This window comes from Pseudomonas sp. FP198 (assembly GCF_030687895.1).
In the GTDB taxonomy this organism is placed as follows: domain Bacteria; phylum Pseudomonadota; class Gammaproteobacteria; order Pseudomonadales; family Pseudomonadaceae; genus Aquipseudomonas.
The window spans coordinates 5,460,486-5,485,119 of the sequence record NZ_CP117452.1 but is presented as its reverse complement, the minus strand read 5'-3'; the positions used below and the strand labels follow the sequence as shown (position 1 = coordinate 5,485,119).

Annotated in this window: 24 protein-coding genes, 2 tRNA genes and 1 pseudogene; 5 read left to right on the top strand and 22 right to left on the bottom strand. The window is 58.3% G+C overall.

Features of this window, described 5'->3' with window-relative positions:
- Positions 1 to 262: 262 nt before the first annotated feature.
- From PSH78_RS24915 to PSH78_RS24905, 3 genes are read left to right on the top strand one after another with little or no spacing between them, the layout of a single operon-like run.
- Positions 263 to 952: a hypothetical protein gene (locus PSH78_RS24915; RefSeq protein WP_305497487.1), complete on the top strand. Its 690-nt coding sequence runs from the start codon at positions 263 to 265 to the stop codon at positions 950 to 952.
- Positions 921 to 1,889, top strand: coding sequence for a reverse transcriptase domain-containing protein (locus tag PSH78_RS24910; RefSeq protein ID WP_305497485.1), 969 nt, complete (start codon positions 921 to 923; stop codon positions 1,887 to 1,889). The genes PSH78_RS24915 and PSH78_RS24910 overlap by 32 nt, the downstream gene beginning before the upstream one ends.
- Positions 1,879 to 2,613, top strand: a complete 735-nt coding sequence (locus tag PSH78_RS24905) for a hypothetical protein (RefSeq protein ID WP_305497483.1) — start codon at positions 1,879 to 1,881, stop codon at positions 2,611 to 2,613. Before PSH78_RS24910 ends, PSH78_RS24905 begins: the two co-directional genes overlap by 11 nt.
- 530 nt (positions 2,614 to 3,143) lie before the next feature.
- Here PSH78_RS24905 and PSH78_RS24900 read toward each other — a convergent pair.
- The 11 genes from PSH78_RS24900 to vapB form a co-directional block, all read right to left on the bottom strand.
- A complete protein-coding gene (locus tag PSH78_RS24900; RefSeq protein ID WP_305497481.1) occupies positions 3,144 to 3,419 on the bottom strand; it encodes a hypothetical protein in 276 nt (91 codons plus the stop codon).
- On the bottom strand, positions 3,416 to 4,396 hold the full coding sequence (locus PSH78_RS24895; RefSeq protein WP_305497479.1) for an integrase domain-containing protein: 981 nt from the start codon (positions 4,394 to 4,396) through the stop codon (positions 3,416 to 3,418). The genes PSH78_RS24900 and PSH78_RS24895 overlap by 4 nt, the downstream gene beginning before the upstream one ends.
- 904 nt (positions 4,397 to 5,300) lie before the next feature.
- Positions 5,301 to 6,629 carry an integrase arm-type DNA-binding domain-containing protein gene (locus PSH78_RS24890; protein ID WP_305497477.1) on the bottom strand — a complete coding sequence of 443 codons (1,329 nt, stop codon included), beginning with the start codon at positions 6,627 to 6,629 and terminating at the stop codon, positions 5,301 to 5,303.
- Positions 6,630 to 6,793: 164 nt separating this feature from the next.
- A tRNA-Thr gene (locus PSH78_RS24885) sits at positions 6,794 to 6,869 on the bottom strand.
- A 360-nt stretch (positions 6,870 to 7,229) separates the two neighbouring features.
- Entirely contained in the window at positions 7,230 to 8,483 is a 1,254-nt protein-coding gene (locus tag PSH78_RS24880; protein WP_305497475.1) for a methyltransferase, read from the bottom strand.
- Positions 8,464 to 9,153: an ABC transporter permease gene (locus PSH78_RS24875; RefSeq protein ID WP_305497473.1), complete on the bottom strand. Its 690-nt coding sequence runs from the start codon at positions 9,151 to 9,153 to the stop codon at positions 8,464 to 8,466. Before PSH78_RS24875 ends, PSH78_RS24880 begins: the two co-directional genes overlap by 20 nt.
- On the bottom strand, positions 9,150 to 9,845 hold the full coding sequence (locus tag PSH78_RS24870; protein ID WP_305497471.1) for an ABC transporter permease: 696 nt from the start codon (positions 9,843 to 9,845) through the stop codon (positions 9,150 to 9,152). Before PSH78_RS24870 ends, PSH78_RS24875 begins: the two co-directional genes overlap by 4 nt.
- A gap of 78 nt (positions 9,846 to 9,923) precedes the next feature.
- Complete coding sequence (locus tag PSH78_RS24865; protein ID WP_305497469.1) at positions 9,924 to 10,676, bottom strand: ABC transporter substrate-binding protein; 753 nt, start codon at positions 10,674 to 10,676, stop codon at positions 9,924 to 9,926.
- A 13-nt stretch (positions 10,677 to 10,689) separates the two neighbouring features.
- A complete protein-coding gene (locus tag PSH78_RS24860; protein ID WP_305497467.1) occupies positions 10,690 to 11,463 on the bottom strand; it encodes an ABC transporter ATP-binding protein in 774 nt (257 codons plus the stop codon).
- A gap of 357 nt (positions 11,464 to 11,820) precedes the next feature.
- On the bottom strand, positions 11,821 to 12,237 hold the full coding sequence (gene vapC, locus PSH78_RS24855) for a tRNA(fMet)-specific endonuclease VapC (protein ID WP_305497465.1): 417 nt from the start codon (positions 12,235 to 12,237) through the stop codon (positions 11,821 to 11,823).
- Positions 12,237 to 12,446, bottom strand: coding sequence for a type II toxin-antitoxin system VapB family antitoxin (gene vapB, locus PSH78_RS24850; RefSeq protein ID WP_305501390.1), 210 nt, complete (start codon positions 12,444 to 12,446; stop codon positions 12,237 to 12,239). Before vapB ends, vapC begins: the two co-directional genes overlap by 1 nt.
- Positions 12,447 to 12,648: 202 nt before the next feature.
- Here vapB and PSH78_RS24845 point away from each other — a divergent pair, with 202 nt between their 5' ends.
- The gene (locus PSH78_RS24845) at positions 12,649 to 13,098 is read left to right on the top strand and encodes a carboxypeptidase regulatory-like domain-containing protein (RefSeq protein ID WP_305497463.1); all 450 of its coding nucleotides are present in this window, start codon (positions 12,649 to 12,651) and stop codon (positions 13,096 to 13,098) included.
- A 9-nt stretch (positions 13,099 to 13,107) separates the two neighbouring features.
- On the opposite strand, the gene PSH78_RS24840 is transcribed toward PSH78_RS24845, so the two are convergent.
- The 11 genes and pseudogenes from PSH78_RS24840 to panM form a co-directional block, all read right to left on the bottom strand.
- Positions 13,108 to 13,554, bottom strand: coding sequence for a hypothetical protein (locus tag PSH78_RS24840; protein WP_305497461.1), 447 nt, complete (start codon positions 13,552 to 13,554; stop codon positions 13,108 to 13,110).
- A gap of 40 nt (positions 13,555 to 13,594) precedes the next feature.
- Positions 13,595 to 15,829, bottom strand: a complete 2,235-nt coding sequence (locus PSH78_RS24835) for an ATP-binding protein (protein ID WP_305497459.1) — start codon at positions 15,827 to 15,829, stop codon at positions 13,595 to 13,597.
- On the bottom strand, positions 15,826 to 16,431 hold the full coding sequence (locus PSH78_RS24830) for a biliverdin-producing heme oxygenase (protein ID WP_305497457.1): 606 nt from the start codon (positions 16,429 to 16,431) through the stop codon (positions 15,826 to 15,828). Before PSH78_RS24830 ends, PSH78_RS24835 begins: the two co-directional genes overlap by 4 nt.
- A 163-nt stretch (positions 16,432 to 16,594) precedes the next feature.
- Positions 16,595 to 17,095, bottom strand: a pseudogene (locus tag PSH78_RS24825) (DUF1016 N-terminal domain-containing protein); the annotation flags it as partial.
- Positions 17,096 to 17,293: 198 nt separating this feature from the next.
- Complete coding sequence (locus PSH78_RS24820) at positions 17,294 to 17,701, bottom strand: hypothetical protein (RefSeq protein ID WP_305497455.1); 408 nt, start codon at positions 17,699 to 17,701, stop codon at positions 17,294 to 17,296.
- A gap of 61 nt (positions 17,702 to 17,762) precedes the next feature.
- Positions 17,763 to 18,092: a DHCW motif cupin fold protein gene (locus PSH78_RS24815; protein WP_305497453.1), complete on the bottom strand. Its 330-nt coding sequence runs from the start codon at positions 18,090 to 18,092 to the stop codon at positions 17,763 to 17,765.
- Positions 18,093 to 18,210: 118 nt separating this feature from the next.
- Positions 18,211 to 18,286: transfer RNA gene (locus tag PSH78_RS24810), tRNA-Phe, on the bottom strand.
- 102 nt (positions 18,287 to 18,388) lie between these two features.
- Entirely contained in the window at positions 18,389 to 18,661 is a 273-nt protein-coding gene (locus PSH78_RS24805; RefSeq protein ID WP_305497451.1) for an oxidative damage protection protein, read from the bottom strand.
- Positions 18,658 to 19,725, bottom strand: coding sequence for an A/G-specific adenine glycosylase (gene mutY, locus PSH78_RS24800; protein WP_305497449.1), 1,068 nt, complete (start codon positions 19,723 to 19,725; stop codon positions 18,658 to 18,660). The genes PSH78_RS24805 and mutY overlap by 4 nt, the downstream gene beginning before the upstream one ends.
- On the bottom strand, positions 19,722 to 21,947 hold the full coding sequence (locus tag PSH78_RS24795; RefSeq protein WP_305497447.1) for an AsmA family protein: 2,226 nt from the start codon (positions 21,945 to 21,947) through the stop codon (positions 19,722 to 19,724). Before PSH78_RS24795 ends, mutY begins: the two co-directional genes overlap by 4 nt.
- A gap of 243 nt (positions 21,948 to 22,190) precedes the next feature.
- Positions 22,191 to 22,589, bottom strand: a complete 399-nt coding sequence (gene panM / locus PSH78_RS24790; protein ID WP_305497445.1) for an aspartate 1-decarboxylase autocleavage activator PanM — start codon at positions 22,587 to 22,589, stop codon at positions 22,191 to 22,193.
- Between the two features lie 263 nt (positions 22,590 to 22,852).
- Here panM and PSH78_RS24785 point away from each other — a divergent pair, with 263 nt between their 5' ends.
- The gene (locus PSH78_RS24785; RefSeq protein ID WP_305497444.1) at positions 22,853 to 24,514 is read left to right on the top strand and encodes an OFA family MFS transporter; all 1,662 of its coding nucleotides are present in this window, start codon (positions 22,853 to 22,855) and stop codon (positions 24,512 to 24,514) included.
- Positions 24,515 to 24,634 lie beyond the last annotated feature (120 nt).

The following is a 24,634-nucleotide window of genomic DNA, read 5'->3' as shown; positions in this document are numbered from 1 at the left end:
GTGGCATTATGCCCTCATCCTTCTATAGCGTCACTCCAAGACCTCCAGGCCTACATATGCAGAAAAAATCGATATCGATGGGCTGCGCATTTACTGCTGCTTAACCCGGGTGCGATTACAACAATGGAGAAATCTGGAGCTGCAGGGCGGTCCGCTTTTGGCCGTCTATCGACATGCAGCGGGCGTACTGAGATGATCGCTGGGTGAGGGATTGTCGGTGCGCTGAGCCCGGCTAACAGAGGTCGTCGGCCGGGGAAAGGACATGTCTGAAGTAACACTGGAGCATTTTCTGCGTGCGGCAGCTGATATCGGAGCGCACGGTGACAACGACACGCTACCTTTCGATGTCGACACGAATTTCGTTTCAGCTAAGCAAAATGAGCTAGCAGAGGTCGCTTTCGGTTTTTCGGAGGAGCTTCGCAAAGACAGTGTGTCCAACAGCAAGAACAAAATCGCAGCATTAACCGTATTCAGCGAGCGCCTTTTGGTCGCAACCGGTGCATCAGGATTCAGGGTGACTACAAAACTCCACCCGTTTTGGAGCATTTATTTCAACGGACTCGGCGTAGCTATTGCCGATCAGTTAGAACCAATACGTGATCAGCGAACCTTCTCATATAGGTTCCAGGCGGAGGGTGGGTCTGAGCTATTCGACCGGGGCTCATCCTGGAGAGTGTTCAGAGAGGCTACGTCGAAAGAGGCTGCGCTCGCTCCCAAGGGGACAGTAGTCGTCCAAACCGACATTTCAAGCTTTTACGAACACATCTCGCATCATTACTTAGAAAACCTCATCGATGACCTGTTCCCGGATGGCAGGGTAGGTAACCAAATCACCGCACTGTTATCAAAATTTTTCAGCGGGGCGTTCCTTCGGATTACCTGTCGGCGGACAGTGCTCGCGGATTCTGGCGGAGCTGTTTTTGAACTCTGTCGACCATCGAATGACGCATGACGGCTTACGTTGGTACCGATATGTTGACGACTATGTGCTCATTGCAGATTCGAATTCCGCCGCTTACGCAGGGCTAGCATTTTTATCACACGCTCTCGCGGACTATGGGATCACGCTGAATAAATCGAAAACTATAATGATGACGGCTAAACATTATGAGGACGTTACCACTCAGCTTGGTGGTGACGATACCAACGCCGGAATCTTGAGACATATCGACCTACATTATGATCCTTACTCTGATAACCCCGAGGGGGATTATGAGTCGCTGAAAATGACTGTCGAAAATCTAGACGTCCAGAAATTGCTCGGCAACGAATTGCAAAAGTCGCTCCCGGATAATTTCTTGATAACCCAGATAGGTAGGACCCTGAAGTTCCATAGCCCAATCGTAGCCCTGCAACTTGCGTCGACGCTACTGGAGCCGAATAACTTGCATGCCTTTCGCGCTTCGTGGTCAACCATAATGCGAGGTGTGGCCAATCTCAGAGCGGGCGCGGGATATGAAGAAATCCACTCCGATCTGGATGCTGTGATAGATAGAGTGGCTGTCCACTCTGCTCATTTGTTGCAAGCTGAAGCCAGCTTGCTGCACTACCTTCGAGTCTTGAAGTTTGCGCAAACGCCAGCTAGAGCTGCTTTTGTCCAAAGTACTTATAAATACAACTCGTCCCACACAGTCAAAAGGGCGTGCATAGACTGCTGGCGTCTATGGAAAGACAGGTCCGGTTTCAGCTCTATCTCAAGCCGATGGAGTGAAATCAACGCTGAATGTCAGCGATTGACATGGCTCGCAGCCGAGTCCTTTGGAGACCAAGGGGATGGTCTACGCCGTCAGATTGGGCCAAGCTTGGAGCAGTCATGGAGGCTAGGAATAGAGCGTCAGGATCGCCCGAACTTCGCCGGTCTCTATCGGAGCTGGTGTGATGATAACTAAAGCTGGCCGTGACCCTAGAACGATTGCTCGAAATATTCCCGGCATATTGAATGCTATTTTCCCAGGGCTAACGCCTGGCATCGTGTCCTTTTATAACAAACTGGCTATCGATTGTGCGGTGATCGTCGTGCCGGCAGAAGCGATTCAGGCAAGTGAACTACAAAAATCTCTGCTATTCGAACTGGCCTTTGCCGTAGGTGAGCAGCTCGTCCTTGGTAACAATCCAACGTGGGGAGAATGCGTTGCTACCGCAACAGACAGGCAAAGCGGGTTCTTCGATGCAATCAGCCCATCGGAAATTTCTGAGAATGATCAACGTATCGCCCTGCGCGTAGCGGACAACCTGGTGACTATGGTCAAGCAGGTAGCTACTGATTGTAACTCGGCTTATGGCGCGGCGCCGGTGATCCCCGGCTTTCGCTGGATCGCCTCAGGAACCGGCGATTTTTTTGCCGGGTCGTCGCTAATCGAAGTGAAATGCATAGCCGGTAATTTCTCCGCTGCCGATTATAGGCAAGTCGCAATGTACTGGCTGTTGAGCTATGCGGCGGCTGTAGAGACGGGCAATTATGAGTGGAGATCGTGCGTCTTAATGAATCCGAGAACGGGCAGGCTCGTGAACATCGATTTTGATGAGTTCATCCACCTCACCGGCGGCGGCCGAAGCAAGGTGGAGATTCTCCAGGCGTTTGCTGCAACCCTCACTGATATCCAGAAATTCTAGTTCTATCGGCCCTTCACTTACCTCCGGCGACACACAACGCCGCCCCGCTGGTTTATATTCCCGCGCGAGCCGGGAGCTGTTTACAATCCGGCAAGCAGTCGGTTCAGTTTGCAGTAGGATGATTGACGCGCTGAGTCTTTAGACAGGCGCTGCCTTACCTATCTACGAAGCAAGACTGTTGGTCATCCCAGCGAGTGGACGTTCAGGGAGTACTTGGCATACGGCCAAATACTCACAAAGGTCGCGAACGGACCTACCACTCCACACTTTTGCCTTGATCGAAAGATACGCAGGGACAGTAGGAGTGGTTAAAGGCGAACGTCCGTATGGCCGATTCTGTTGAAAAAGTCGGTCCTTCTAAGCTACTCGCGTACTGACTGCTGAAAACGCCTTTTTTGCGCGCAGCTACGCGAAATCCGAGCCCGGAATCCTCTGCTAAAAGAAAAGATTCAATCTCAAGCGCGTACTTTTCTGCCGTGGAAACCATGGCCGACTGTTTTCAACAGAACCGACCGTTTTCTGACCTTCGTCTAGCGGTTGAACTGCCAGGTTTTTCCTAAGCTATGAGTGAGTAATTGCATGGTCAGCAAATAGTAATAGCGCGTCGATTCAGTGTGCTGGTTTAGGTGGCGATTCAAAAACCACGCAAGGTGTTTTCTCTGCCAAGTCCATGGATTGTCGCGTTGCCAGCGATCAGCGATTGCTGCTTGGATAGTCTTTGCCTGACGAAGGTGGCGTTGGCGTGTGGTATGCGACCCGGTCAGGACGCCTGACAGGAACAGCTCCATATCGAATGCCATGTTCATGCTCTACCACCAATGTAAGCCGAAACCACGTCGATACGGCCGTGCCCCAGCTCATAGCTGACTTGCGCTCGGGCCTCCTGATCAAGGCGTCGGTCGAGCTGGTAGCAGTTGCCGCCGTAGATGGGCGCAAGATGTCGAGTGATTTGCTCATAGCGTTCGCACGCGTAGGCTGCCCGCAATTCGTGGAAGCCTTTGAAGTTGTGCTGATGGAGGATGTCCCGTGCGGGGCGGACGATTCCCTGCAAGAAATCGAGGTAGCGTTCGTTCTGTGCAAGCAGGTTGCGGCTATCGTCGGGCAAGATCTTTTCGGCAAACCTCAGTGCGTCACGAATATGATCATCTACCGTAATCCAACGAGGTGCTGACTCGCCTGAACGGCCACCTTTGGTGCCGTCCTGGATGTTGATCTTTCCGAATTGCTTGGCTTCACGTTTTAGACGGGGAAGGTTGGCCAAAATCGCCTCGCGCAAGCGCATACCGGTGGCTCGCGCTAACTGAGCGATGGCCGCGACGCGCGGCTGCTGGTTTTCGCAAAGTACCTCTACGATCCGCTTCACCTGTTCGCGGTCTTGGCCTTGCGGCACTGAACGACGAACAGTGGTGCGCCGCATTCCCAACGCCTTACTCGGGCTCGGCACTTTCACATACGGATCACCGCGAAGCGCGGCCATGGTCCGATTCACACTGGATAACCGGTTTTGCGCAGTGGCGATGGCCAGCTCACCTTGTTCAACTTGTTGGCGCAGATGCCCGGCGTAGTCCAGCAAGGTCTGCCGATCAATCTGCCGCGCATCGTTAAACCCAGGTCCATCCTCCGACCGACACCAGCGTACAAACGCCTGCCAGCGATCACTGTGCGCCTTGACCGTCCCGTAATGACCGCTGCCAAACAGATCTTTCAATGCCTGTGGTCCGGCATAGCTCAGTTGCCGGCCATAGCCAAAATTGCGCCCGCCACGTTTACCTACCAGCGCCACGATCGAACTCCTCTGAAGCCAAACCTTTGAAACTTTCCCCACGTCATCCCGCCAAGAAATGCTGAGTGTTATCAGGGATCAAGGCCCCTGCGACCTGTGAGGGTTGTCCACTAACGCGGAACTGACGACTCCTTACGACCGGGAGCTTGGGCATCTCATGATCTGGCCTCCTGAACACTTCCAAAGACGTGGGCGGGTGGAGGCCGCACTGGCTGACGAGACCAGCGCCGCGAGATCCTGAGTCGGGTGAAGGCAGTGAGGCGATGACCGGGGCGTGCCTGACTGTCACTCAGGTGCAGTCCATTCCTTGGACTGCGGCACCATCATCTGCATCGCTGTTGCTGGTGACTTCGATGTTTGTCACGCCGATTGTCACGAGGGGAAATGCCGCAATGCCTTGTACGAGGTGGGCTGCAGCAGTGGTAGGAGCGCCCGTCTCTTTCCGGAAGAAAGAGACGGGCGCAGATTGGCGCAGTGAAATGGCCAAGCGGATAGGTTGCTGCAGGGCAGCTAGGTAGGGGGATGTATTTGCCGCAATGGCAATGATCTGAAGTAGGCATCCATCACTCGGTGAGTGACCGTGCGAGCCACCGGACGCTAGTCGCACTTTGGGAGAACCACCACGGTGTGGCGTAGCCTTAAAGGTTCTGGCTACTTGGGTTGCTGTCAACGACAGCACTTGCCCGATCTTTTCTACGCCTGTGGATAATTTGGGTCAAGGCTCGAATTTTCGGAAGTTCTGCGGCTGTGGATGAAATTATCCACCCGGTGGAAATCAGTGGTTTTCCACAGACAGTTGCGTGGGCTTTAGATTTTTTAAGTGAGGTCCATCCAAGCAGGGCGGCTTTGCAGCCCCGCTTGGATGGACCCGCGTGGAAGGGCGGACTGCGGTGATCTCATTGGCTTACCCGCGTTTGGATGCGCCACGGCTATTTTGTAGGGCGGTGATGTTGTTGCCGACTGGGTGAGCGAATTCGTGGGGTGTCACATGCTCATGGCGGTTGGCGTCGATGTAGTTGCTCCACCACGCCATGATCAGCCTGCGCTGTTCAAGGAATTCGGCCTTGTGGATATAAGCGGCGCGCACGCGGTTGCGTTCCTTGTGGCTCATTTGTCTTTCGATGGCTGCGTCGGTCCATAACCCGGACTCAAGCAGGGCGCTACAGGCCATGGTCCTGAAGCCGTGGCCGCACACGTCCTTGCTGGTGTCATAGCCGACGTTGCGGAGCATGGTGTTCACCGTATTCTCGGACATGGGCTTCCAGTACTTGTGGTCGCCCGGTAGCACCAACTCTGAAAAGCGACTGAGGCTGCGCAGGCGCTCCAGTATTTCGATGACCTGCGGCGATAGCGGAACCATTTGAATGTCGCCGTTCATTTTGGTCCCGCGTGTGGAGTTGCGTACCCCTTCAATCGGTGCGCGCGTATCTGGGATTTCCCACATGGCGCGTTGAAGGTCGAACTCACTCCATCGAGCGAAGCGTAGTTCGCTGGAGCGGACGAATACATGCAACGTCAACAGGACGGCAAGGCGCGTCAGCTCGCGACCTTTGTAGTTGTCGATGCGTTGTAGCAGTTCGGGTAGGCGGTTGAGGGATAGGGCGGGGCGATGGACTGTGCGCGGCGCGTGAATCGAGCCTGCCAGATCCAGTGCAGGATTCATGGTGATCTGCCGAGCCCTTTTGGCCCCGCGCATGATCGTGGATAAGTAGTTCTGTACCCTTAACGCCACATCCATGGTGCCGCGTTCCTTGATGCGCTGAGTGATCTCTAGCAGGTCGTGGGTATCGAGTTCAGCGATGGGGCGTTGGCCGATCAGCGGGAAGACGTGGGTGCGCAGTCGGCTCATTACGGTTTTTGCATGGCCTTCGGTCCAGCGGCGGGACATATCGGCGTGCCACTCCAGGGCAACGGTTTCGAAAAGCAGTGCCGCCCGCTGGGCTACGATCTTGGCCTTCTTCTTTTCTTCCATTGGGTCGAGGTTGTCTAGCAGCAACGCCTTGGCTTCGTCTCGCTTACGTCGTGCGACGGAAAGGGTAACGATGGGGTAATTGCCGATGATGAGCGTGCCTTCCTTGCCGCTGGGCTTGGTGTACTTCAAGCGCCAGGTCTTCACGCCATTGGGTTTGACGAAAAGGTACATGCCGCCGCCATCGAACAGTTTGTAGGCGCGTTCGCGGGTTTTGGCCGTGCGGCATTGCAGGTCGCTGAGGGGGATCGCTAGACGTGGCATAGGGGTACGCGCTCCTGACCGGGAAATCGCAGTACCCCTAACATACCCTCGGGGAAGGGGGATTTTGTTGGATTCCGACAGAGGGTGCTGGAACGAAAAAACCCGCCAAAGGGCGGGTTTTCGGGGCTTCCAGAGCATTCAGTGGAATGCAATGGAGCCTAATGTGGTGCCGGCACCAGGAGTCGAACCCGGGACCTACTGATTACAAGTCAGTTGCTCTACCAACTGAGCTATACCGGCGTGTGGGCGACGATTATAGCGATTGGGCGGGTTCTGTAAACCCCTGAATTCTGACTATTTTTACGCAAGCCGTGGCTCGGCGGGGCGGCGGAGCTTGCGTGCGGGCATCAATCGACGCACGGCCAGCGAAAATGCTGCCCTGAAGGCGTTAAAACCAACCGTTATGTCGGTTTGTTTTGGCGCTTATGCACAATGGGAAGGAAGCGCCGAACGGAATCTTTCCTTTTTGTGACACTTTTCTCGTTTGATCGCAAATCCCTGTTTTCATGGTTTTTTATCCATGTGAACAAAAAATGACCAGCTTACAAATACTCAAAAAATCAGGACCTACTTAGATCCAGGCTTATTTCATCAACAGACTTATCCACAGGCTGTACGGCGGGGACGACGCTCTGCCAAGAGCAACAGATTTCGTGGCGTAAGAGGTGCTTCGCAGAAGATACCGAGGCGTACGTGATAACCGCTCTGGCAGAGGAAAAGTGCCCGGTCCAGCGCCAGCCAAAGCTCCAACGGCCGTCGGAAAAGGCCTCGCACCAGTTCCAGGTTGCGCACCTCGGCCAGGCGTTTATAACCCGCAGCCTCCAATTGCTCCCAATCGGGGGAACCGACTATGGGTAAATTCTTCAGGGCCGCCAGCTCGGTGCAGTATTGGGCGAACGGTTTTTCCAGCCAGGCGCTGGGTAATGACGGTGTGGGCAGGTAGTCGTCGCTGTGGCGGATTTGCCTTTGCAGCAGGTCGAAGGCCAGGCGCCGGGCCATGGATTTGTCCCGTTGCCGTCGGACGCGCGCGCCGGCGGTGACGGTTTCGCTCAGTGGCAGGCCAAGGTCGTCCAGCGACAGTTGCAGGCGGGATTGGCTGGCCGCATCGGACAGCGGTTGATACTGCGCCGTGCTGATGCGGTTGTAGCAGCACGGCGCGATAGCCATTTGTGCGCAGCCGGCGATACTCGCCAGGTGCATGAGCCGCACATGCAGGTCGCCGCAGGCGTGGAGGGCTACCGGGGTGTGTTTCGGTTGGACCGCCTGGGCCGCGTCCGTCGCCATCACGTCTTGCTGCAGGTGCACGGCGGGCAGGTTGTGGCGCTGGCTCAGTTGCTGGCCGGCGGCGACCAGCATGGGGTCGTATTCCAGGCAGGTCAGGTGCTGATCGTCGTGCAATAACCGTCGACCCAGGTGGCCTTTCCCGGCGCACCAGTCGAGCCAGTGGGTCGGTTTGGTGGTGAAGTTCAGGCGGCTGGCGAAGGCCTCGATCTGCTGCCATTTGCGCCCGGGTACGTCGACGTTGAGGCGATGAGTTGACGCTCTCAGCGGGCTGGCGGGCAGCTCGGCGACAGCGCTCAATGCGCGGGCGGTAGCGGCCCATTGCGCAAACGGCGCGGGCGCGTCTTCAATCAACCACGGCTGGTGATGGTCGTTTTCCGCCGCTTGCAGCGAACGCTGGCGTAGCCATTGGGCCAATTCGGGGTGGGAAGTTTCCCAAGGTAGCTGCAGATGAGTGAAGGGGCGGGGCTTCCATAGTGCCTGGTGCTCTGTGAGAAAAGCATCCAGGGCCATGAAACGGGCGAGCAATGCTTCGCCCGTCAGCACCTCGCTCTCAGCGCCCTTGGCAGGCATCGACGCGCAACCAGCGTTCCAGTTGCTTGAAGCCTTGTACCAGGACGAAGGACATCACCAGGTAGAACATGCCGGCCGCGAAGAAGATTTCTACCGGCAGGTAGGTCCGGGCAATGATCGTTCGGGCCATGCCGGTGAGTTCCAGCAGGGTCACGGTGCTCGCCAGGGCGCTGGCCTTGAGCATCAGGATCACTTCGTTGCTGTAGGCCGGCAGGCCGATGCGCGCGGCGCGGGGCAGCATGATGTAAAGCAGCGCCTTGGGGCGAGACATGCCCAGGGCCCGCGCGGCTTCAATCTCGCCACGGGGGATGGCCTGGATCGCGCCGCGCAGGATCTCGGCGATGTAGGCGGCGGTGTGCAGGGTCATGGTGACCGTGGCACACCAGAACGGGTCCCGCAGATAGGGCCACAAGGCGCTGCTGCGCACGGCATCGAACTGCGCCAGGCCGTAATAGACCAGGAACAGCTGAACCAGCAACGGCGTACCGCGGAAAAAGAAGATGTAGGCGTAGGGCAACGCCCGCACGTACCACAGACGCGATGAGCGGGCGATGCCCAGCGGTATTGCCAGCAACAGGCCGGCAATCACAGCGATAGCCACCAGCTCCAGGGTCAACGTCGCGCCCTGGGCCAGTTTCGGCAGCCACTTGATGATGACTTCCCAGTTCATTGGGTGCTCCTGGCAAAGCCACGGGCCGCGCGTCGTTCAAGCAGGTGCATGCCGATCATGGCGAGTACTGTCAGCCCCAGGTACATCAGCGCGGCGACCATATAGAAGGTGAACGGCTGTTTGGAAACGGTTACGCCGATTTGCGCGTGTCGCATGATTTCTTCCAGGCCGATCACCGAGACCAGCGCGGTGTCCTTCATCAGGATCATGAACAGGTTGCCCAGGCCGGGCAGCGCGATGCGCCACATTTGCGGCAGGATCAACCTGATGAAGATCCGCCATTTCGACAGGCCCAAAGCGACGCCGGCTTCACGGTGGCCCTTGGGAATCGCCAGGATCGCGCCGCGAAACACTTCAGTAGCGTAGGCGCCAAAGCACAAGCCGAGTGCGATGACGCCGGCGGCGAAGGCGTTGAGGGCAAGGTCGGGATTGCCGAAATATTCACCCAAGGCGCGCATCAGGTTGACGGTGCCGAAGTAGATCAGCAGCACCCAGAGCAATTCCGGGATGCCGCGCACCAGTGTCGAATAGGTGCCGCCCAGCCATTGCAGCGGCTTGTGCGGCGAGGTCTTGGCCAAGGCGCCGAGCAGGCCGAGCACCAGACCCAGGCACAGGGCACAGAGCGCCAGCTTGACGGTCATCAGCGCGCCGGCGGCAAGCGCCGGGCCGAATCCGTAGAGATCGATCATCATGGGTATGTGTTCATATCGCGGCAGGCTTTGCTAAGGACCGGCGCCGTACAACAGCGGCGCCGGTCAGGCACGTCAGGATCAATAGATGCTGAACGGGAAGTACTTGTCGTTGATCTTTTTATAGGTGCCGTCGGCAACGATCTCTTTTAATGCGGCGTTCAGCTTGTTGCGCAATTCATCGTCACCCTTGCGCACGGCGATAGCGATTTTGTCGCCGTCTACCACCGGGTCACCTTTGAATTCGTAAGCCCGGCCAGCTTCGGTTTTCAGCCAGTCGTAGTTCGCGTATTTGTCTGCCAGGATTCCGTCGAGACGACCGGAGGTGAGGTCCAGATAGGCGTTGTCTTGAGTGTCATACAGTTTCAGCTCGACACCTTCCATGTTGTCTTCCATCCAGGTACCGGCGAGCGTGGAGCGCTGTGTCCCGATGACCTTACCCTGAAGAGACTCTTTATCGATTTTGAAATCGACGTTTTTTGGTGCGATGAATTGCAGTTTGTTGGTGTAGTACGGGTCGGTGAAATCCACCGATTGCTTGCGCTCTTCATTGATCGAAAGCGAAGAAATCAGGAAATCGAACTTCTTGGCCATCAAGGCCGGAATGATCCCGTCCCAGTCTGAAGTGACCACTTCGCACTCGACTTTCATCTTGGCGCACAGCGCGTCGCCGATGTCCTTGTCGAAACCCACGACCTGGCCGCTGGCGTCCTTGTTGTTGAACGGAGGGTAGGCTGCTTCGATGCCCATTTTCAGTTTGCCGTCCGCCATGGCGTTGGCCGAAAGGACCAGGCTGGCCGCAGCGGCCAAGAGAATTTTCCTGTAGGTCTGCATAGGTACTGCTCCGTTAGCGGTTGCTGGACATGAATTGTTTGCAGCGCGCCGAAAGCGGGCTTTCGAAAACCTGCTGTGGCGTTCCTTGTTCTTCGACCAGGCCCTGATGAAGAAATACCACTTCGCTGGAAACCTGGCGGGCAAACCCCATTTCGTGGGTAACCAGCAGCATGGTACGGCCTTCTTCGGCCAGGGCGCGGATCACACTAAGTACTTCCTGGACCATTTCCGGGTCAAGGGCGGAGGTGGGTTCGTCGAACAGAATCACCTTGGGCTGCATCGCCAGCGTGCGGGCAATTGCAGCACGTTGCTGTTGGCCGCCGGACAGTTCGGCCGGGTAGGCGTGGCGCTTGTCGGCGATACCGACCTTGGCCAGCAAGGCTTCGGCGACTTCGACGGCTTCGGCCTTGCTCTGGCCAAGCACCCGGCGCGGGGCCTCGACGATGTTGTCGAGCACGCTCATGTGCGGCCAGAGGTTGAAGTTCTGAAAGACAAAACCGATCTCGCTGCGTATGCGGTTGATCTGTTTGCCGTCGGCCGCTACCAGTTCACCGTTTTTCGCCGCCTTGAGCTTAAGCTCTTCGCCAGCCACCAGGATCTGGCCTTGGTTGGGGTTCTCCAGCAGGTTGATACAACGCAGGAACGTAGACTTGCCGGATCCGGAAGAGCCGAGGATCGAGATCACGTCGCCGTCGCGGGCGGTCAGCGAGACGCCTTTGAGCACCTCCAGCTGGCCGTAGCGTTTGTGCAGGTTGCGGATTTCAAGCGCGGGCGTGGCCTGGGCCATGTGCGTTCCTCATGATATGTGCTCCCTTGCTGTCGGCAGCCTTCCTGGCGAGGCGGCCAAGCTAGCATGCGTCCTGATGGCCGCCAACAGCGCTACGCGCGGTAAACCGGCGACTTGCGACAGGTTGTCGCATCGGCACAGCAGACTGTCGCGCCGTCAACAACCGAACGGCTGTTTGAACCTGCCTGTCAGCGAATTGGCTGGGGAGTCGCGTAAAAAAAGGCGCGATGGTGCCAGCTTTGGGCGGGGGTGGGAAGGGTTTACCGGATGAGCGTTGATGGATTAAAAATCTATTGGGTCATTCGAGGCCGGGCTCGATATGTCCCGATATTCAGAGAGCCTTGAGGCAGACTCGTTTCACGGCTGTGGAGCCAGGGTAGCCCAATCCTCGATGCGTAGCCCGGGGACTCTTTCGAATTCTTTCAGATTGTTAGTGACTACGATCAGGCCGAGGGAACGGGCATGGCCGGCAATCATCTGGTCGTAAGGCCCGATTGGCCTGCCTATTTTTGCCAGCTCCGCCCGGATCATTCCGGTATGTGCTGCTGCTTCAAAACCAAAAGGTAAAACCTCGAGTCGGGCACAAAACCCTTCGATGACCCCAAGATTTTTTTCTGGGGCAGATGATTTTTCCGCGCCGTAGATCAGCTCCATCAGTGTGACGGCGCTAACGCAGAGCTGTCCGTGGTGAAGATTGAATGCTTCTCTAACTGCCTGGGGCTTGTTCTTGATGGTGAAAATACAGATGTTGGTATCGAGCATGAATTTGATCATCAGAACGACTCGCGCTCCTGATCGGCAGGTTGCTCACGCTCTGTCATAAAGTCAGCTGTCGCGCTATCGCCATCGAACCAGCTATCCCACGCTTCGCCGGCCGGCGTGATGATGCGGGCTCTGCCTACCGCAATCACATCCACGCGCTTTACATCGCTTGGCATCGCCACTGCTTTAGGTAGTCGAACTGCTTGGCTGCGGTTGCTCATGAAGAGGGTAGTTTGTTCCACGTAGGGTCCTCCGCTGGATTCAGTTGAAAGAATAGGATAACGACGGGATATGTCAAAGGGATATACGCGGCGCGAAATTATTCCCGTCTTTAATCGATAGTTCCAATCGTTCTAAACCCAAACGCTTGGTCGTGCTCCAAAAGGAAGCGTGCAAGTTGTTTCAGAACCTGGAGTTCTCGCCATGAAGCTTATTCGCTATCTTCTATTGCCCTTCACCGCCTTCGGCGTCCTGCTATTCCCCATCGCCCTCAACGCCACCAACCTCGCGCCCATCGACAACACAGGCGTCCAGATCCAACCCATGCAGCAGAACGGCATTACTTATCTGTCCGGCGGCATCGGCGAAGACGAAGCCCGGGCCATCGGGCAGGCCCAGGGTTACAACTTGCACATGACTTTTGCGATCGGCCCGGAGAACAAATACGTTCCGGATGTGGACGTGAATGTGCTGAACGCATCAGGACAAACATTACTGACGCTCAGCGATGCGGGCCCGCTGGTGTATGTGCAACTGCCGCCGGGCAAGTACAGCGTGGTGGCGACGCGCAATGGGGAGGAGCGCCGCGACACCGCCGACCTAGGCAGCGGAGCCGCGCGCAAGCTGGTATTCCATTGGAACAGCAGCGAGTAGCCAGCCCGCTTATTCGCCGGCGGGCTCTTCCATCGTCTGACGATAACGGTCCAGCGCCTCGCTGAAGTCCTTGATGAACTCCGGCGTGCTGAGCCAGCGCTGGGCCGCCTCGCGGTCCATGTCATCGACCCACATGCGGTAGTCCACCAGCATGTCGGCCGCCAGGTTGGTGGCGGCCATGCTCTCGTTTTCGGCGTTCTTCAGATCCAGCAGGCCCGGACGCTCGATGATCATTTCGCTGACGTTTGCCAGCAATGTGTCGAGCATTTCGCTGCGGCTGACAGCCTCGGCGTCGCGCAGCTTGACGAACAACTCCTGCACGTAGACCGGTGGCTGGGCGGTGGCATGGGCCGGATCGCCATACATCGGGATGGATTTTCGCCCGGTCATGCGGATCTGCTTGGCTTTGTCTTTGGCACGCTTGGCGCGTTTCTGCTGTTTGTTCAGTGAGGCCATTGGGCTTCGGTTTCCAATTCGTTAGGGGGCGGTGCCCGGCTCAGTCGATTTTCGGCACGGTAAAGCGAAATTCGCTGCCCTGGCCTGGCTGGCTTTCGGCGTGCAGTTTACCGCCATGAGCCTGGACAATCCCTTTGGATATATACAGCCCAAGTCCGGTGCCATTCGGGTTGCCTTCCTTGGTCGTCCAGTAGCGGTCAAAAACATGCGGCAACTGTTCGGGGGCAATGCCTTCACCGGTATCGCGGACGCTGAACACGATCTCATCGCCCACCGACATCGCGCTGATGCCGACGGTCCCTTGCTGCGGCGTGAATTTGATGGCATTGCCGATCAGGTTGGACAGCACCTGGAACAGCCGCTCGGGATCTGCATTGATCTTGAGGTTGGGCTCGGCATGGAAAGAAATATCGATTGCCTTGGCGGAGGCCAGCGGCGTGAGCAGCGAACACGCGTCTTCGAATATCTGGCTAACGTCCATCGGCTGAGGGTTGATGGTGTAGCGCCCGGCGTCGATGCGCGAGGTGTCGAGCAGGTCTTCCAGCAGTGCATTCATCCGACTGGCGGCTTGTTGCATGGTGTCGATGGCCGAGGCAATTCGCTTCGAGCTGTGTGAGCCGTCGGAGCTGAAGGCCTTTTGCATCATGCCGCAGAGCATGGAAATGACCGTCATCGGGTTGCGCAAATCATGGGACACGACCGCCACCAGTTCATCGCGTGCTTGCACCGCCTGGCGCTCCTTGCGCACCTGGCGGGCCAGATCATTTTCCAGGGCCGAGCGGCGCAGGTCGTTGGCGGCGAACAAGTCGCCATAGCTCCACTTGGCGCTGATACCGTCCATCTCGACTTTCCAGATTTCAAACGAGGTGCGCGGCCGCAGGCGTAATCCGGCCTCGCTGTCTTCCAGGTCGAGGGGTTTTTGCGGGTCGCCGCTCCAATTGATGGTTTGCTTCACTTCGGGACGGAACCACAGCACGCCGTTTTCCACAGGCTTGGGCAGATGAATCGCCAGCACCCCGCTCGCTACATCCTGAAAAACCTTGGCTGGGGCGAAAACGCTGCCCAGGTTATGGTGAGAAAAAACCGGCTGACCTGTTGCCAATATCCACTTGTGCAATTCACGGATTTGCTCCGGTTCGGGGCACTGACCGTGGCGATGCAGTTTGTTGTCCTCGAAGATCGCAACGCCACTGGCCCCGGTGAGCTCCATCAGACGTTGTGGCTCGCGGCACAGGCCATCGAAGACGTTCTCGCTGGATTCGGCCATGGCGGCGACAAGCGCCTGTAGATCCTCCAGCTTGGCGTCCCGTTGCCGAGTCAGTTCAAGGGTTTCCATGGCGCTGATCTGCAGTGACAGGATCTGGCCGATGGTCTGGCAGGCCATGCGCATTTCGTGGGGCACGAGCAGCGGCTGGCGATTGCCGCAACTGATCAAGCCCCACAGCTGCTCGCCTTTCATCAACGAGATGCTCATCGACGACAGCACGCCCATGTTCTTCATGTATTGACGGTGGATCGGCGAGACGCTGCGCAGCGTCGAAAAGCTCAGGTCCAGCGGCGCCTGGGTATCGGGACGCAGCTCGGGCACCAGGGGTATCGGCGTGTAGTCGGCGTTGGGAATGATGCGCAACCAGTTGGTGCGATACAGTTCACGGGCCTGTTCGGGAATATCCGAGGCAGGAAAAAACAGTCCCTTGTAGAGCTCCATGGATGGCGCGCTGGCTTCGGCGATGACCTGCCCGTGGCCTTCTTCCTCAAAACGATAGATCAGCACGCGGTCGTAGCCGGTCATGGCCTGGATTTCCCGCACGCTGATTTCGTACAGCGTTTGAAGGTCTTTTGCGCTTTGCAGGCGCTGGAGCATGCGGCCTAGGTTGGCCTCGCCGCTGACGCCTTCGGGGCGATAGTCGCTCAGGTGTTGTTCCAGCTCGATGATCAGGGCGCCCTGATGACGATGCACCAAGGCGTCAAAACGCTGCTGGTTCACGACAATGGCTACGGGCGCGTTGTCGCTTCCCGGGGCTGCATGACAGGCAATGAGGATGGCTTGCGCCTGCTCCAGTCCCACCAGTGCATCAAGCGTCTGGTCCAGCAATCTGTTGGGATCTTGTCCCATAAGCTGCAATACGTTGGCGCTGACCTGACGGATCAGGAAGTCGGGCTCGGACAGCATCAGCAGCACGCCATGAGGCTGGATGGCGCCGGGGAAGCGAATCGGTTCGTCTGCGCAATTAGCCAGCAGTTCTTCGAAGGCTTCCTGGTTTTCCGGGTTCATAGCAGTACCTTTTGGCTGTCCAGCCAGTGTTCAAAATGAGTAAACGTCGCCTTGGCGGCGCGTGTGACTTCGAGCGTCTGGGGTTCGCCAAGGTTCCTGTCGTCCAGGTATTGGAGGAAATCCTTCCAGCGGCGGCCGGTGAGTTCACCGTACACGTTGAGAAAGGCAGCGCCACTGGAGGCATCCAGGCCAAGCTGCTCCGCCACCCTGCGTCGCAGAATCTGTCCGCCGAGGGTCGCTCCTTCCAGCACGTAGGAAACCCCGAGGGCGGCCGCGCGGGAGTCGATCTGCGGCAGTTGCTGGCAAACGGGCAGCGCCTCGATAGCGGCTGCATCCATGCCCAGCGCCACGAGATCGGCCCGCAATACCGGAAGCTTGATGCGCAGGGATTGGTCCAGCCCGGACGGAATCAGCGCCAAAACCTGCAGCCGTTGTTCCAATGGCTGGTAAAAACCGTAATAGGCCGCCATCAGGCGCCGGTACAAAGCCAGGTCCAGCCGTTCCGAGAAAAATGGCAGGCGTTTTTCCAAGGCGACATGCAACTCGGCGGTTTCAGTCCGCAATGCCTGGATCAAAGAGGGGTGGGTTGCGGCCGGTGACATGCAGAATGAAGCTCGTTGACTGGAGCGTTGCTGAAAAAAAACGCATCAATGTTACATGGGTTTATTGCTTATGCGCTCCTGGATGTCGGCTTTCATTTCTTCAAGTCGCTGCGTTCGAGGGGCGACTCCTCAAGTCGCGCCCGTTCGCAATCCAGCGCCTTGCGCTTGCTTCCTGCTCTACCGCAGGTCGATCGCGGCTTGCCAGGAGGCGTTCGTAATAGAACGTGCCGATCTGGCGCTCCAAGGCGCGGGTGGACCAATTCTGGGTGGCGGCTTCGTTCATGTACCAATGTCGAGTGTTGTCGTGTCCTACCCGCAGAAGCGTGCGGTAATGGGTCCAGCTCAATTCGGTACGCACTGCGTTCCAAATCGAAAACTTCAGATAAAAATCCCGCATATGCCGCAGGTTACGTTCATCAAACCCTTTCCCAAACCGCGCCGTCAGCACCTTCGCCAACGAGGCTAGCAACCTTGCGCCATAAGCCGCGCGTTCGGCGCCTCCTTGCTCGAACTCGATGATGTGCCGGCCGATCTGCCAGCAGGTCTGTACCTGGAGAGTGTCAACGGCACGCAACACTTTCTGGCGTGCCTGGCGAATCAGCTCGCCCAGTTCATTGATCAAGGGCGCGAGCTGTGGATCGTCTTGGGGCAGTATCGGCTTCATCGAAGTGTCCAGCCATTGGAAGGGGCGGACCAGAAGAATGCGCCAATGAAAGCTTCGTTGATGTCAGACGGAGCTGATTGCCCTGGAGGAAAAATAGCTGATTGATGCAGGACGGGTATGACACCGCCCATGCCGGTGGACCTTGGTCTGTAGGAGCCGTCCCACCAGCGTATGATCCATCGCCAGTCGCTGATTAAATCAGCCTTGGCCTTGCGTCAGCGCCTGGGATGCGGCCACATAGTCAGCCTGGAACTGCTTGCTTTCCACCCAATCCAGGGCAGTCTGCTCATCGACGCCCGTGGTCAGGCGACGGTATTCGATCAAGGCGGTGATGATGAAGTCGGTCGCTTCTTCCTCGCCTTCCTGCTCCAGCACGAGCGCCAGCAATGGATGGCCCAGGAACGCTTCGCACATGGCTTTCTGACTGACCTTCTCGGCGGCGCTCATGATGCGGAACAGGTCCGACAGATCCACGGTTTCCAGGTCGATGCGCTCGTCGTTCGGGTCCAGGAAGTCGTTCGGCGCAGCGGCACGCTGAATGCGATTCTTCTTGGCTTTTTCCTTGGCGCGCTGGCTGCGTTTTTGCTGTTTGTTCGCCGATGACATGGTCGGATTCCTGATGAATAAGGCCATCTATCCTACAGCTTCGACGCGAACGCTTCGAATCTCAATCCACCACGAACAGCGTCGCCCCGGATGGAGTGGAGGAGCGATGAGGCTCGGCCTGGTCGGCCACCTGATAGCTCATGCCGGGCTTGAGCAGGAATTGCCGGCCGTCCTCGAGCTCGGTGTTCAGCTCGCCTTTGAGACAGAGCAGGATATGGCCCTTGGTGCACCAATGGTCGGCCAGGTAGCCGGCCGTGTATTCCACCATCCGTACCCGAACGGTGCCGAAATGCTGCGTGCGCCAGTAAGCGGTTCCGGTAATGCCTTTGTGTTCGGTGGGTTCGATGGTGGACCAGTCAGTGGTGCCGAAGGGGATGCCGGTGATATCCATGTCGACTCGCATGCAGGAGGAGGGAGGCGGACGAATGTAACTGAGTCGACAGGGCACAGGAAGAAATCCCGGCCAATAAAAAACCCCGATCAATTTCTTGATCGAGGTTTTCGGTATTTGGTGCCCAGAGACGGAATCGAACCGCCGACACGGGGATTTTCAATCCCCTGCTCTACCGACTGAGCTATCTGGGCAACGGGGCGCATTAAACGGGTTTTTCAGGGGGGCGTCAAGCAAGTTATCAAAAAATATTTAACTATTACCGTCGCTTACGATTCGCCCCCGCTCCGGGCAGCTTATTCGGAGGGCGGCACGTAGCCCTCGGCCTTGGCGTATTCTTCGCCAGAAAAGAACTTGTCCATCTCCCCTTGAAGATATTTGCGATCTTCGGCATTCATCATGTTCAGGCGTTTTTCGTTGATCAGCAGGGTCTGGTGTTTTTGCCAGTCGGCCCAGGCCTTGGCCGAGACATTGTCGTAGATATCCTGGCCCTTGGCGCCGGGAAACGGTGCGCGCTCCAGGCCTTCCAATTCTTCTTTGTACTTGCGGCACATGATGGTGCGGGTCATTGCAACTCTCCTGCGTTCAATACGGCGGCCGCACGTTCGAGCAACGTCTTGACCGGGGCGGCGAGGCCCAGGCGCGGCGGGGTGGCGAGGTTATACCAGAGCCAGTCGGCCTCGGCCACGTGATGGCCGGTTTCCCGGACCCGGACCAGCCAGGGTTCGATGGCCAGCTGGAAGTGGCTGAATGTGTGTACCAGGCTTGGCATTGCCTGCTGCTGGCCCAGTTCCAGCGAATGTTGCAGGGCCAGGTGTTGCAGGTCATCGAGGTCGTCGAGTTCCGGCAGGCTCCACAGACCGCCCCACAAACCGGTGGATGGGCGGCGGTAAAGCAAGATGGCGCCTTCGCGGTTAGCCAGCATCGGCATCAAGGTGCGTTTCTTGGGCACTTCCTTGCGCGGCTTGGGAATCGGATAACGGGTTTCCAGGCCCAGCATGTGGGCTTCGCAGCCTTTTTCCAGCGGGCAGAGCAGGCAACTGGGTCTGCTGCGGGTACAGAGCGTGGCGCCCAGGTCCATCATCGCCTGGGTGTAGGCGTTGACCCGATCCTGAGGGGTAAAGCGTTCGGCGGTGGCCCAGAGCTGTTTCGCAACCTTGGGCTCGCCCGGGTAGCCTTCCTGGGCAGTAAAGCGCGCCAGCACCCGCTTGACGTTGCCATCGAGAATCGGCGCCCGCAGGCCCATGCTGATGCTGGCAATCGCGCCAGCGGTGGATAGGCCGATTCCCGGCAGTTCGGTGAGCTTTTCCACATCCTGGGGAAACTCGCCGCCGTATTGCTCGACGACGATTTTCGCGGTTTTCTGCAGATTGCGGGCGCGGGTGTAATAGCCCAGCCCGGTCCACAGATGCAGCACTTCATCCTCCGGCGCGGCGGCAAGGGCCTGGACGGAAGGCAGGGCGGCCATGAACCGGTCGAAGTAATTGAGCACGGTGCTGACCTGGGTCTGCTGGAGCATGATCTCCGAGACCCACACCCGATACGGGTTTATGTCTTGCTGCCAGGGCAGGTCATGGCGCCCGTGGCGGTCGAACCAATCCAATACGGCGCTGGAAAACTGCTCGGATGTCATCGCTTGAACAGCCCCTTGAGCGCGTCTTTGAGCTCGGGGCTGACCTTGTCGCCGAGCTTCTCGTCGATCTTGTCGCCGAGGCGGTCGCCGGCCAGCTTCGCCGCGACCTTGCCCAGCCCGTCGTTGTCCAGGCGGCAGGCTTTCGCGCCCAGCTCCAGCGGGCCTCGGCAGCGTAACGGCCACTCGACATCGACATAACGCTCGTTGACCTGGCAGGCCGGGTCGGGCATGTCGCTCTTGTCGCCTTCAACGATGACGCCGACGCGGTAGTCCATGCCCAATACGCGCAGGTCGATGTCACCGTTGCCATTGACCGTCATGCCGGGGATGCGCACTTTCAGGTCCGGGTTGCTGGCCACGCCATTGTGGAAAGTGAGGTTGCCGTCGAGTTGCTGGAACGGCGTGTCCTTGCCGCGCGGTTCACCGTTAAGACTCTTGCGGTTCAGCGTGGCGATGCCTTTGCACAGCTGCTGTTCGAGGTTGGCATTGAGCAGCACGCCGTCGTTGATGACGAACCCGGCATTGCCGTTCAGGCTGTCAATCAGGGCCTTCTGGCTGTTGCCGCTGGCGGTGATGGCGCTGTTGAGCGTCACCAGGCCTTTGACGGGCGGATTTTTGCCCTGGCTTTCGATGATCTTGTCAGCCGGTACCCGGTTGATGCGGGTTTGCAGGCTCAACTGCGGCGTGGGCTGGCGCACGTCCAGCGTGCCCTTGGCTTCGAAGTTGCCGTTATACAAATCGCCCCGCAGGTTTTCCAGCGTCAACAGGCCGCCGAGCCCGGTGGCCTTCAGCGCGGCATTCTGGATGGGCAGCTTGTCGAGGGTCAGCTGGCCGAAGCTCAGGTCGGCATCGACATCGAGCTTGCTCAGGCGCTCCACCGGGAACAATCGATCGTTGCTCCAAGCGCCCTGGGTCGGGGCGCTTGGTAGCGGTGTGCTGCCGGCACCGGCCATGGCGCTGGCCTCGGTGTTGCTGACTTCGGCCTCGCGGGCAGCCTTGGCGCTGTTGGCTTCGGCGGACTTTGGCGGCAGGTAGCGATCAACGTTGAAGGTGTTGGCCTTGAGCTGGGCACGCAGCGACTGCTTGGCGATATCTTCCACGGCGATGCGACCACTGAAATTGCTCTCATCGATTTTCAGGTTGATGTCGTTGAGCTCGACGCTGGTCGGTGTGGCTGCAATGCGGCTCGCCAGCTCGACCTTGCTCAGGCTGCCATCGGCCATCGCCGGCAGTTTCTGGCCGATGCTGTCGATGAAGCTGGCCAGGTCGAATGAAGCAATCGACACGCCGCCATTCAGCTGCGGCGTTTTGTCGAGATCGTTGACCTTCAGCTCGCCGAGGGCGCGAAGCTGGTTCAAGGAAAGCTTGATACCGGTCCATTCGGCAACGTTGGCTGCCTTGTCGAGGAACAGTTGCCCTTGCGCCGCAAAGCTCACGGTCTTGCCTTGCAACGGATCGCCGGTGGCTTCACCGGACAGCTTCAGGTCTTCGAATTTGTAGCGTTGCAGTGCGCGTTCGAAGCGCAGCTCACCAGTCACCTCGGTGCGCACCCGAACAGCCGGCTGGTTGCTGGACAGGAAAGCCGTGAGGGTAACCGGGATATTGGTGGAATCGTGGATCGGGCCGGTGCTCAACTGGATACTTTCAGCGGTAAACAGCTTGCCGGTCTGCTCGTCGCTGTACTCGACCCGGGCGTTGTTCACGGTCAGGCTGTCGATGTCCAGGCGAGTGGGTTGGGCCGGTTTCTCTGTCGGAGCGTTGGCCGGCGGGGCGGACTGTTCGGTTGGCGCCGGCGCCTTCGTTGCGGTCGTGGAGGCGGGCGCCTTGCCGATGTCTTCCCAGTTGCCATGACCGTTCTTGTCGCGGTTGAGCCGCAGGTTCAGGCCTTCGACCCGTACGTCGCTCATCTGCACTTCACGGCGCAACAGCGGCATCACCCGGACTGAAAGCCCAAGCATCTGCAAGTCGGCAAAGGGTTGGGTCGGATTGGCCAGGGTCGCAACGCTGGCTTCGTGCAATTCAAGACCCAGCCATGGAAACAGGCTCCAGCCGATATCGCCATTGAGGGTCAGCTCGATGTGGGCCTTGTCGCGGGCTATCTGGCGGATCTCTTCCTTATAGTCGTTGGGATCGAAGAGGTGGGTCAGGGCAAAGCCCAGGGCCACAATGATCAGCAACAGCCCGAGAAGTACCAGACCCAGGATTTTGCCGAACGCTTTCATGGGCGAATCCTTGTAGGTTGAGTTCAAATTTTACCGGAGAGTATAACGTCCCGGGTTGGTGGAGCGTTGGGTGATCTGTCTTACCGCAGACCTGCCGGACATAGACCTGTGGCGAGGGGATTTATCCCCGTCGGGTTGCGCAGCAACCCTGATGCAAGCAATGCAGATCAGTCGGTAAACCTCGGCGTTTGGTTTTAGGGGCGCTTCGCACCCCAACGGGGATAAATCCCCTCGCCACAAAGGTCAGCAAATATCGAGAGACAACTTCAGCTTCGCCGCCAAGGCCTGCACCTCCAGATGCCCGGCCGGTGCCTCGAGCCGAAGCCCGGCGTCATCATCTCGAGCCATCCTCCTTGCCTCGCTCACCAGGCGCTCGGCTACACCACGGCGGCGGGTAACCTTTCTTACGCACAGGTGAGACAAGTACCAAGCGTCCTGGTGCCGTTGCAGGCGTGCGGCGCCGAGCAGTCGGTCGTTGAACCGTGCCGCAATCAGCGTACCTTCCGTCAGGCAACTGTTGATCAACTGCCCGGCATCGCTGAACGGCTCGAACAGCCAGGCCGGGGCGTCCTGGTAGATTTTCTGCAGGTCCTGATGATCCTGATGAGTGGCTTCATTCAGACGCTCGACGACGATGGGCATGGAGATTCCTGAAAAATAAACGAATAACGCCCTACAGAAAGTGGGAAGAGGCGCGATAAGACGAATGACAGAAAAAAGGTGATAGCACTTTGGTTATTCTGTCACGAGCAAATGGTAACCTTTGTCAGTTCGCCCGTCCCTGTGCGACGTGATGCCGCACCAAAATGGAGCTTCACCGCAAAATACAGTCATGCCTGCGTGCAAATGAAGACTGAGGGTGATGCGTGGCTGGCGAACCTATTCCAATAACTGGGGGATACACAATGAGCACGAGCATTACGGCGGACGGCGTTGCCGACCAGCCTGCGTTCCTCTCCAAGGAACGCATTATCGCCAAGCCTGGCTTCAACCGCTGGCTGGTGCCACCGGCCGCGCTGGCCATTCACCTGTGCATCGGCATGGCCTACGGCTTTTCGGTGTTCTGGTTGCCGCTGTCCAAGGCCTTGGGCATCACCAAGCCGGTAGCCTGCGCGCCGGACATGAGCTTCATCTCGCAAGTCTTTTCGTCCCAATGTGACTGGCCGATCTCGATGCTCGGCTGGATCTACACCCTGTTCTTCATTTTCCTGGGTTGCTCGGCAGCCATCTGGGGCGGCTGGCTGGAACATGCCGGTCCGCGCAAGGCTGGCGTGGTATCGGCCCTGTGCTGGTGTGGTGGCCTGCTGATTTCGGCGCTGGGTATCTATACCCATCAGATCTGGCTGATGTGGGTCGGCTCCGGTGTCATCGGTGGTATCGGCCTGGGCCTGGGCTACATCTCCCCGGTGTCGACGCTGATCAAGTGGTTCCCGGACAAGCGCGGCATGGCGACCGGCATGGCGATCATGGGCTTCGGCGGTGGCGCGATGGTGGGTGCTCCACTGGCAGCAGCGCTGATGAGCCATTTCGCTACGCCAACCGACGTGGGCGTATGGCAGAGCTTCCTGGTGATGGCCGCGATCTACTTCGTGTTCATGATCGGTGGCGCCTTGTCTTATCGCGTTCCGCCGACCGGCTGGAAGCCTGAGGGCTGGAATCCTGCACCGAAAAAAGCCGCGAACGCGATGATCACCCATCGCCACGTTCACGTGAACGTTGCCTGGAAAACCCCGCAGTTCCGTTTGGTCTGGCTGGTGCTGTGCCTGAACGTATCCGCGGGTATCGGCATCCTGGGCATGGCTTCGCCACTGCTGCAGGAGGTGTTCGGCGGCAAACTGCTCGGCAACGACCTGCCGTTCGGTCAGCTGGACGCCGCGCAACTGGGCCAGATCGCTGCCATTGCAGCCGGTTTCACCGGTCTGCTGAGCCTGTTCAACATCGGTGGCCGGTTCTTCTGGGCCTCCTTCTCGGACTACCTGGGTCGCAAAAACACCTACTTCGTGTTCTTTGCCCTGGGTGTGGCCTTGTATGCGCTGATCCCGAGCCTGGGCCACCTGGGCAGCGTCGCGCTGTTCGTGGCGGCGTTCTGCATCATCCTGTCGATGTACGGCGGCGGTTTCGCCACCGTGCCGGCCTACCTGGCGGACCTGTTCGGTACGCAAATGGTCGGTGCGATCCACGGTCGCCTGTTGACCGCCTGGGCGGCAGCCGGCGTACTGGGTCCGGTACTGGTGAACTACCTGCGTGAATATCAACTGAGCATCGGCGTAGAACGCGCCGCGGCCTATGACATCACCCTGTACATCCTCGCCGGCCTGCTGGTGCTGGGCTTCCTGTGCAACCTGCTGGTTCGCCCGGTCGCCGACAAGTACTTCATGACCGACGCCGAACTGGCCGCAGAGCAAGCGCTGGGCCACGACAAGGGCGCCGACAGCACCACTTCGCTGGAATGGAAAGCCGCACCGGGCACCAAGCCCCTGGCGATCGCCGCCTGGCTGGTGGTGGGCATTCCGCTGGCGTGGGGTGTGTGGGTGACCCTGCAGAAGACGGCGGTGTTGTTCCGCTAAGCGACACTCCAAAATAGGCCCGAATCCATTGGAAACGGGCCAACCCTGTGGGAGCGAGCCTGCTCGCGAATGGGGCGTGTCAGTCGACAACAATGTCTTCTGATGCACCGCTTTCGCGAG

What these genes read in the sequence shown, in the direction of transcription:
- PSH78_RS24915 (WP_305497487.1), top strand. Translation starts at nt 263, where the DNA reads ATGTCTGAAGTAACACTGGAGCATTTTCTGCGTGCGGCAGCTGATATC.
- PSH78_RS24905 (WP_305497483.1), top strand. Translation starts at nt 1,879, where the DNA reads ATGATAACTAAAGCTGGCCGTGACCCTAGAACGATTGCTCGAAATATT.
- PSH78_RS24900 (WP_305497481.1), bottom strand. Translation starts at nt 3,419, where the DNA reads ATGAACATGGCATTCGATATGGAGCTGTTCCTGTCAGGCGTCCTGACC.
- PSH78_RS24890 (WP_305497477.1), bottom strand. Translation starts at nt 6,629, where the DNA reads ATGCCACGTCTAGCGATCCCCCTCAGCGACCTGCAATGCCGCACGGCC.
- PSH78_RS24880 (WP_305497475.1), bottom strand. Translation starts at nt 8,483, where the DNA reads ATGCCTGCCAAGGGCGCTGAGAGCGAGGTGCTGACGGGCGAAGCATTG.
- PSH78_RS24875 (WP_305497473.1), bottom strand. Translation starts at nt 9,153, where the DNA reads ATGAACTGGGAAGTCATCATCAAGTGGCTGCCGAAACTGGCCCAGGGC.
- PSH78_RS24870 (WP_305497471.1), bottom strand. Translation starts at nt 9,845, where the DNA reads ATGATGATCGATCTCTACGGATTCGGCCCGGCGCTTGCCGCCGGCGCG.
- PSH78_RS24865 (WP_305497469.1), bottom strand. Translation starts at nt 10,676, where the DNA reads ATGCAGACCTACAGGAAAATTCTCTTGGCCGCTGCGGCCAGCCTGGTC.
- PSH78_RS24860 (WP_305497467.1), bottom strand. Translation starts at nt 11,463, where the DNA reads ATGGCCCAGGCCACGCCCGCGCTTGAAATCCGCAACCTGCACAAACGC.
- vapC (WP_305497465.1), bottom strand. Translation starts at nt 12,237, where the DNA reads ATGATCAAATTCATGCTCGATACCAACATCTGTATTTTCACCATCAAG.
- vapB (WP_305501390.1), bottom strand. Translation starts at nt 12,446, where the DNA reads ATGAGCAACCGCAGCCAAGCAGTTCGACTACCTAAAGCAGTGGCGATG.
- PSH78_RS24845 (WP_305497463.1), top strand. Translation starts at nt 12,649, where the DNA reads ATGAAGCTTATTCGCTATCTTCTATTGCCCTTCACCGCCTTCGGCGTC.
- PSH78_RS24840 (WP_305497461.1), bottom strand. Translation starts at nt 13,554, where the DNA reads ATGGCCTCACTGAACAAACAGCAGAAACGCGCCAAGCGTGCCAAAGAC.
- PSH78_RS24835 (WP_305497459.1), bottom strand. Translation starts at nt 15,829, where the DNA reads ATGAACCCGGAAAACCAGGAAGCCTTCGAAGAACTGCTGGCTAATTGC.
- PSH78_RS24830 (WP_305497457.1), bottom strand. Translation starts at nt 16,431, where the DNA reads ATGTCACCGGCCGCAACCCACCCCTCTTTGATCCAGGCATTGCGGACT.
- PSH78_RS24820 (WP_305497455.1), bottom strand. Translation starts at nt 17,701, where the DNA reads ATGTCATCGGCGAACAAACAGCAAAAACGCAGCCAGCGCGCCAAGGAA.
- PSH78_RS24815 (WP_305497453.1), bottom strand. Translation starts at nt 18,092, where the DNA reads ATGGATATCACCGGCATCCCCTTCGGCACCACTGACTGGTCCACCATC.
- PSH78_RS24805 (WP_305497451.1), bottom strand. Translation starts at nt 18,661, where the DNA reads ATGACCCGCACCATCATGTGCCGCAAGTACAAAGAAGAATTGGAAGGC.
- mutY (WP_305497449.1), bottom strand. Translation starts at nt 19,725, where the DNA reads ATGACATCCGAGCAGTTTTCCAGCGCCGTATTGGATTGGTTCGACCGC.
- PSH78_RS24795 (WP_305497447.1), bottom strand. Translation starts at nt 21,947, where the DNA reads ATGAAAGCGTTCGGCAAAATCCTGGGTCTGGTACTTCTCGGGCTGTTG.
- panM (WP_305497445.1), bottom strand. Translation starts at nt 22,589, where the DNA reads ATGCCCATCGTCGTCGAGCGTCTGAATGAAGCCACTCATCAGGATCAT.
- PSH78_RS24785 (WP_305497444.1), top strand. Translation starts at nt 22,853, where the DNA reads ATGAGCACGAGCATTACGGCGGACGGCGTTGCCGACCAGCCTGCGTTC.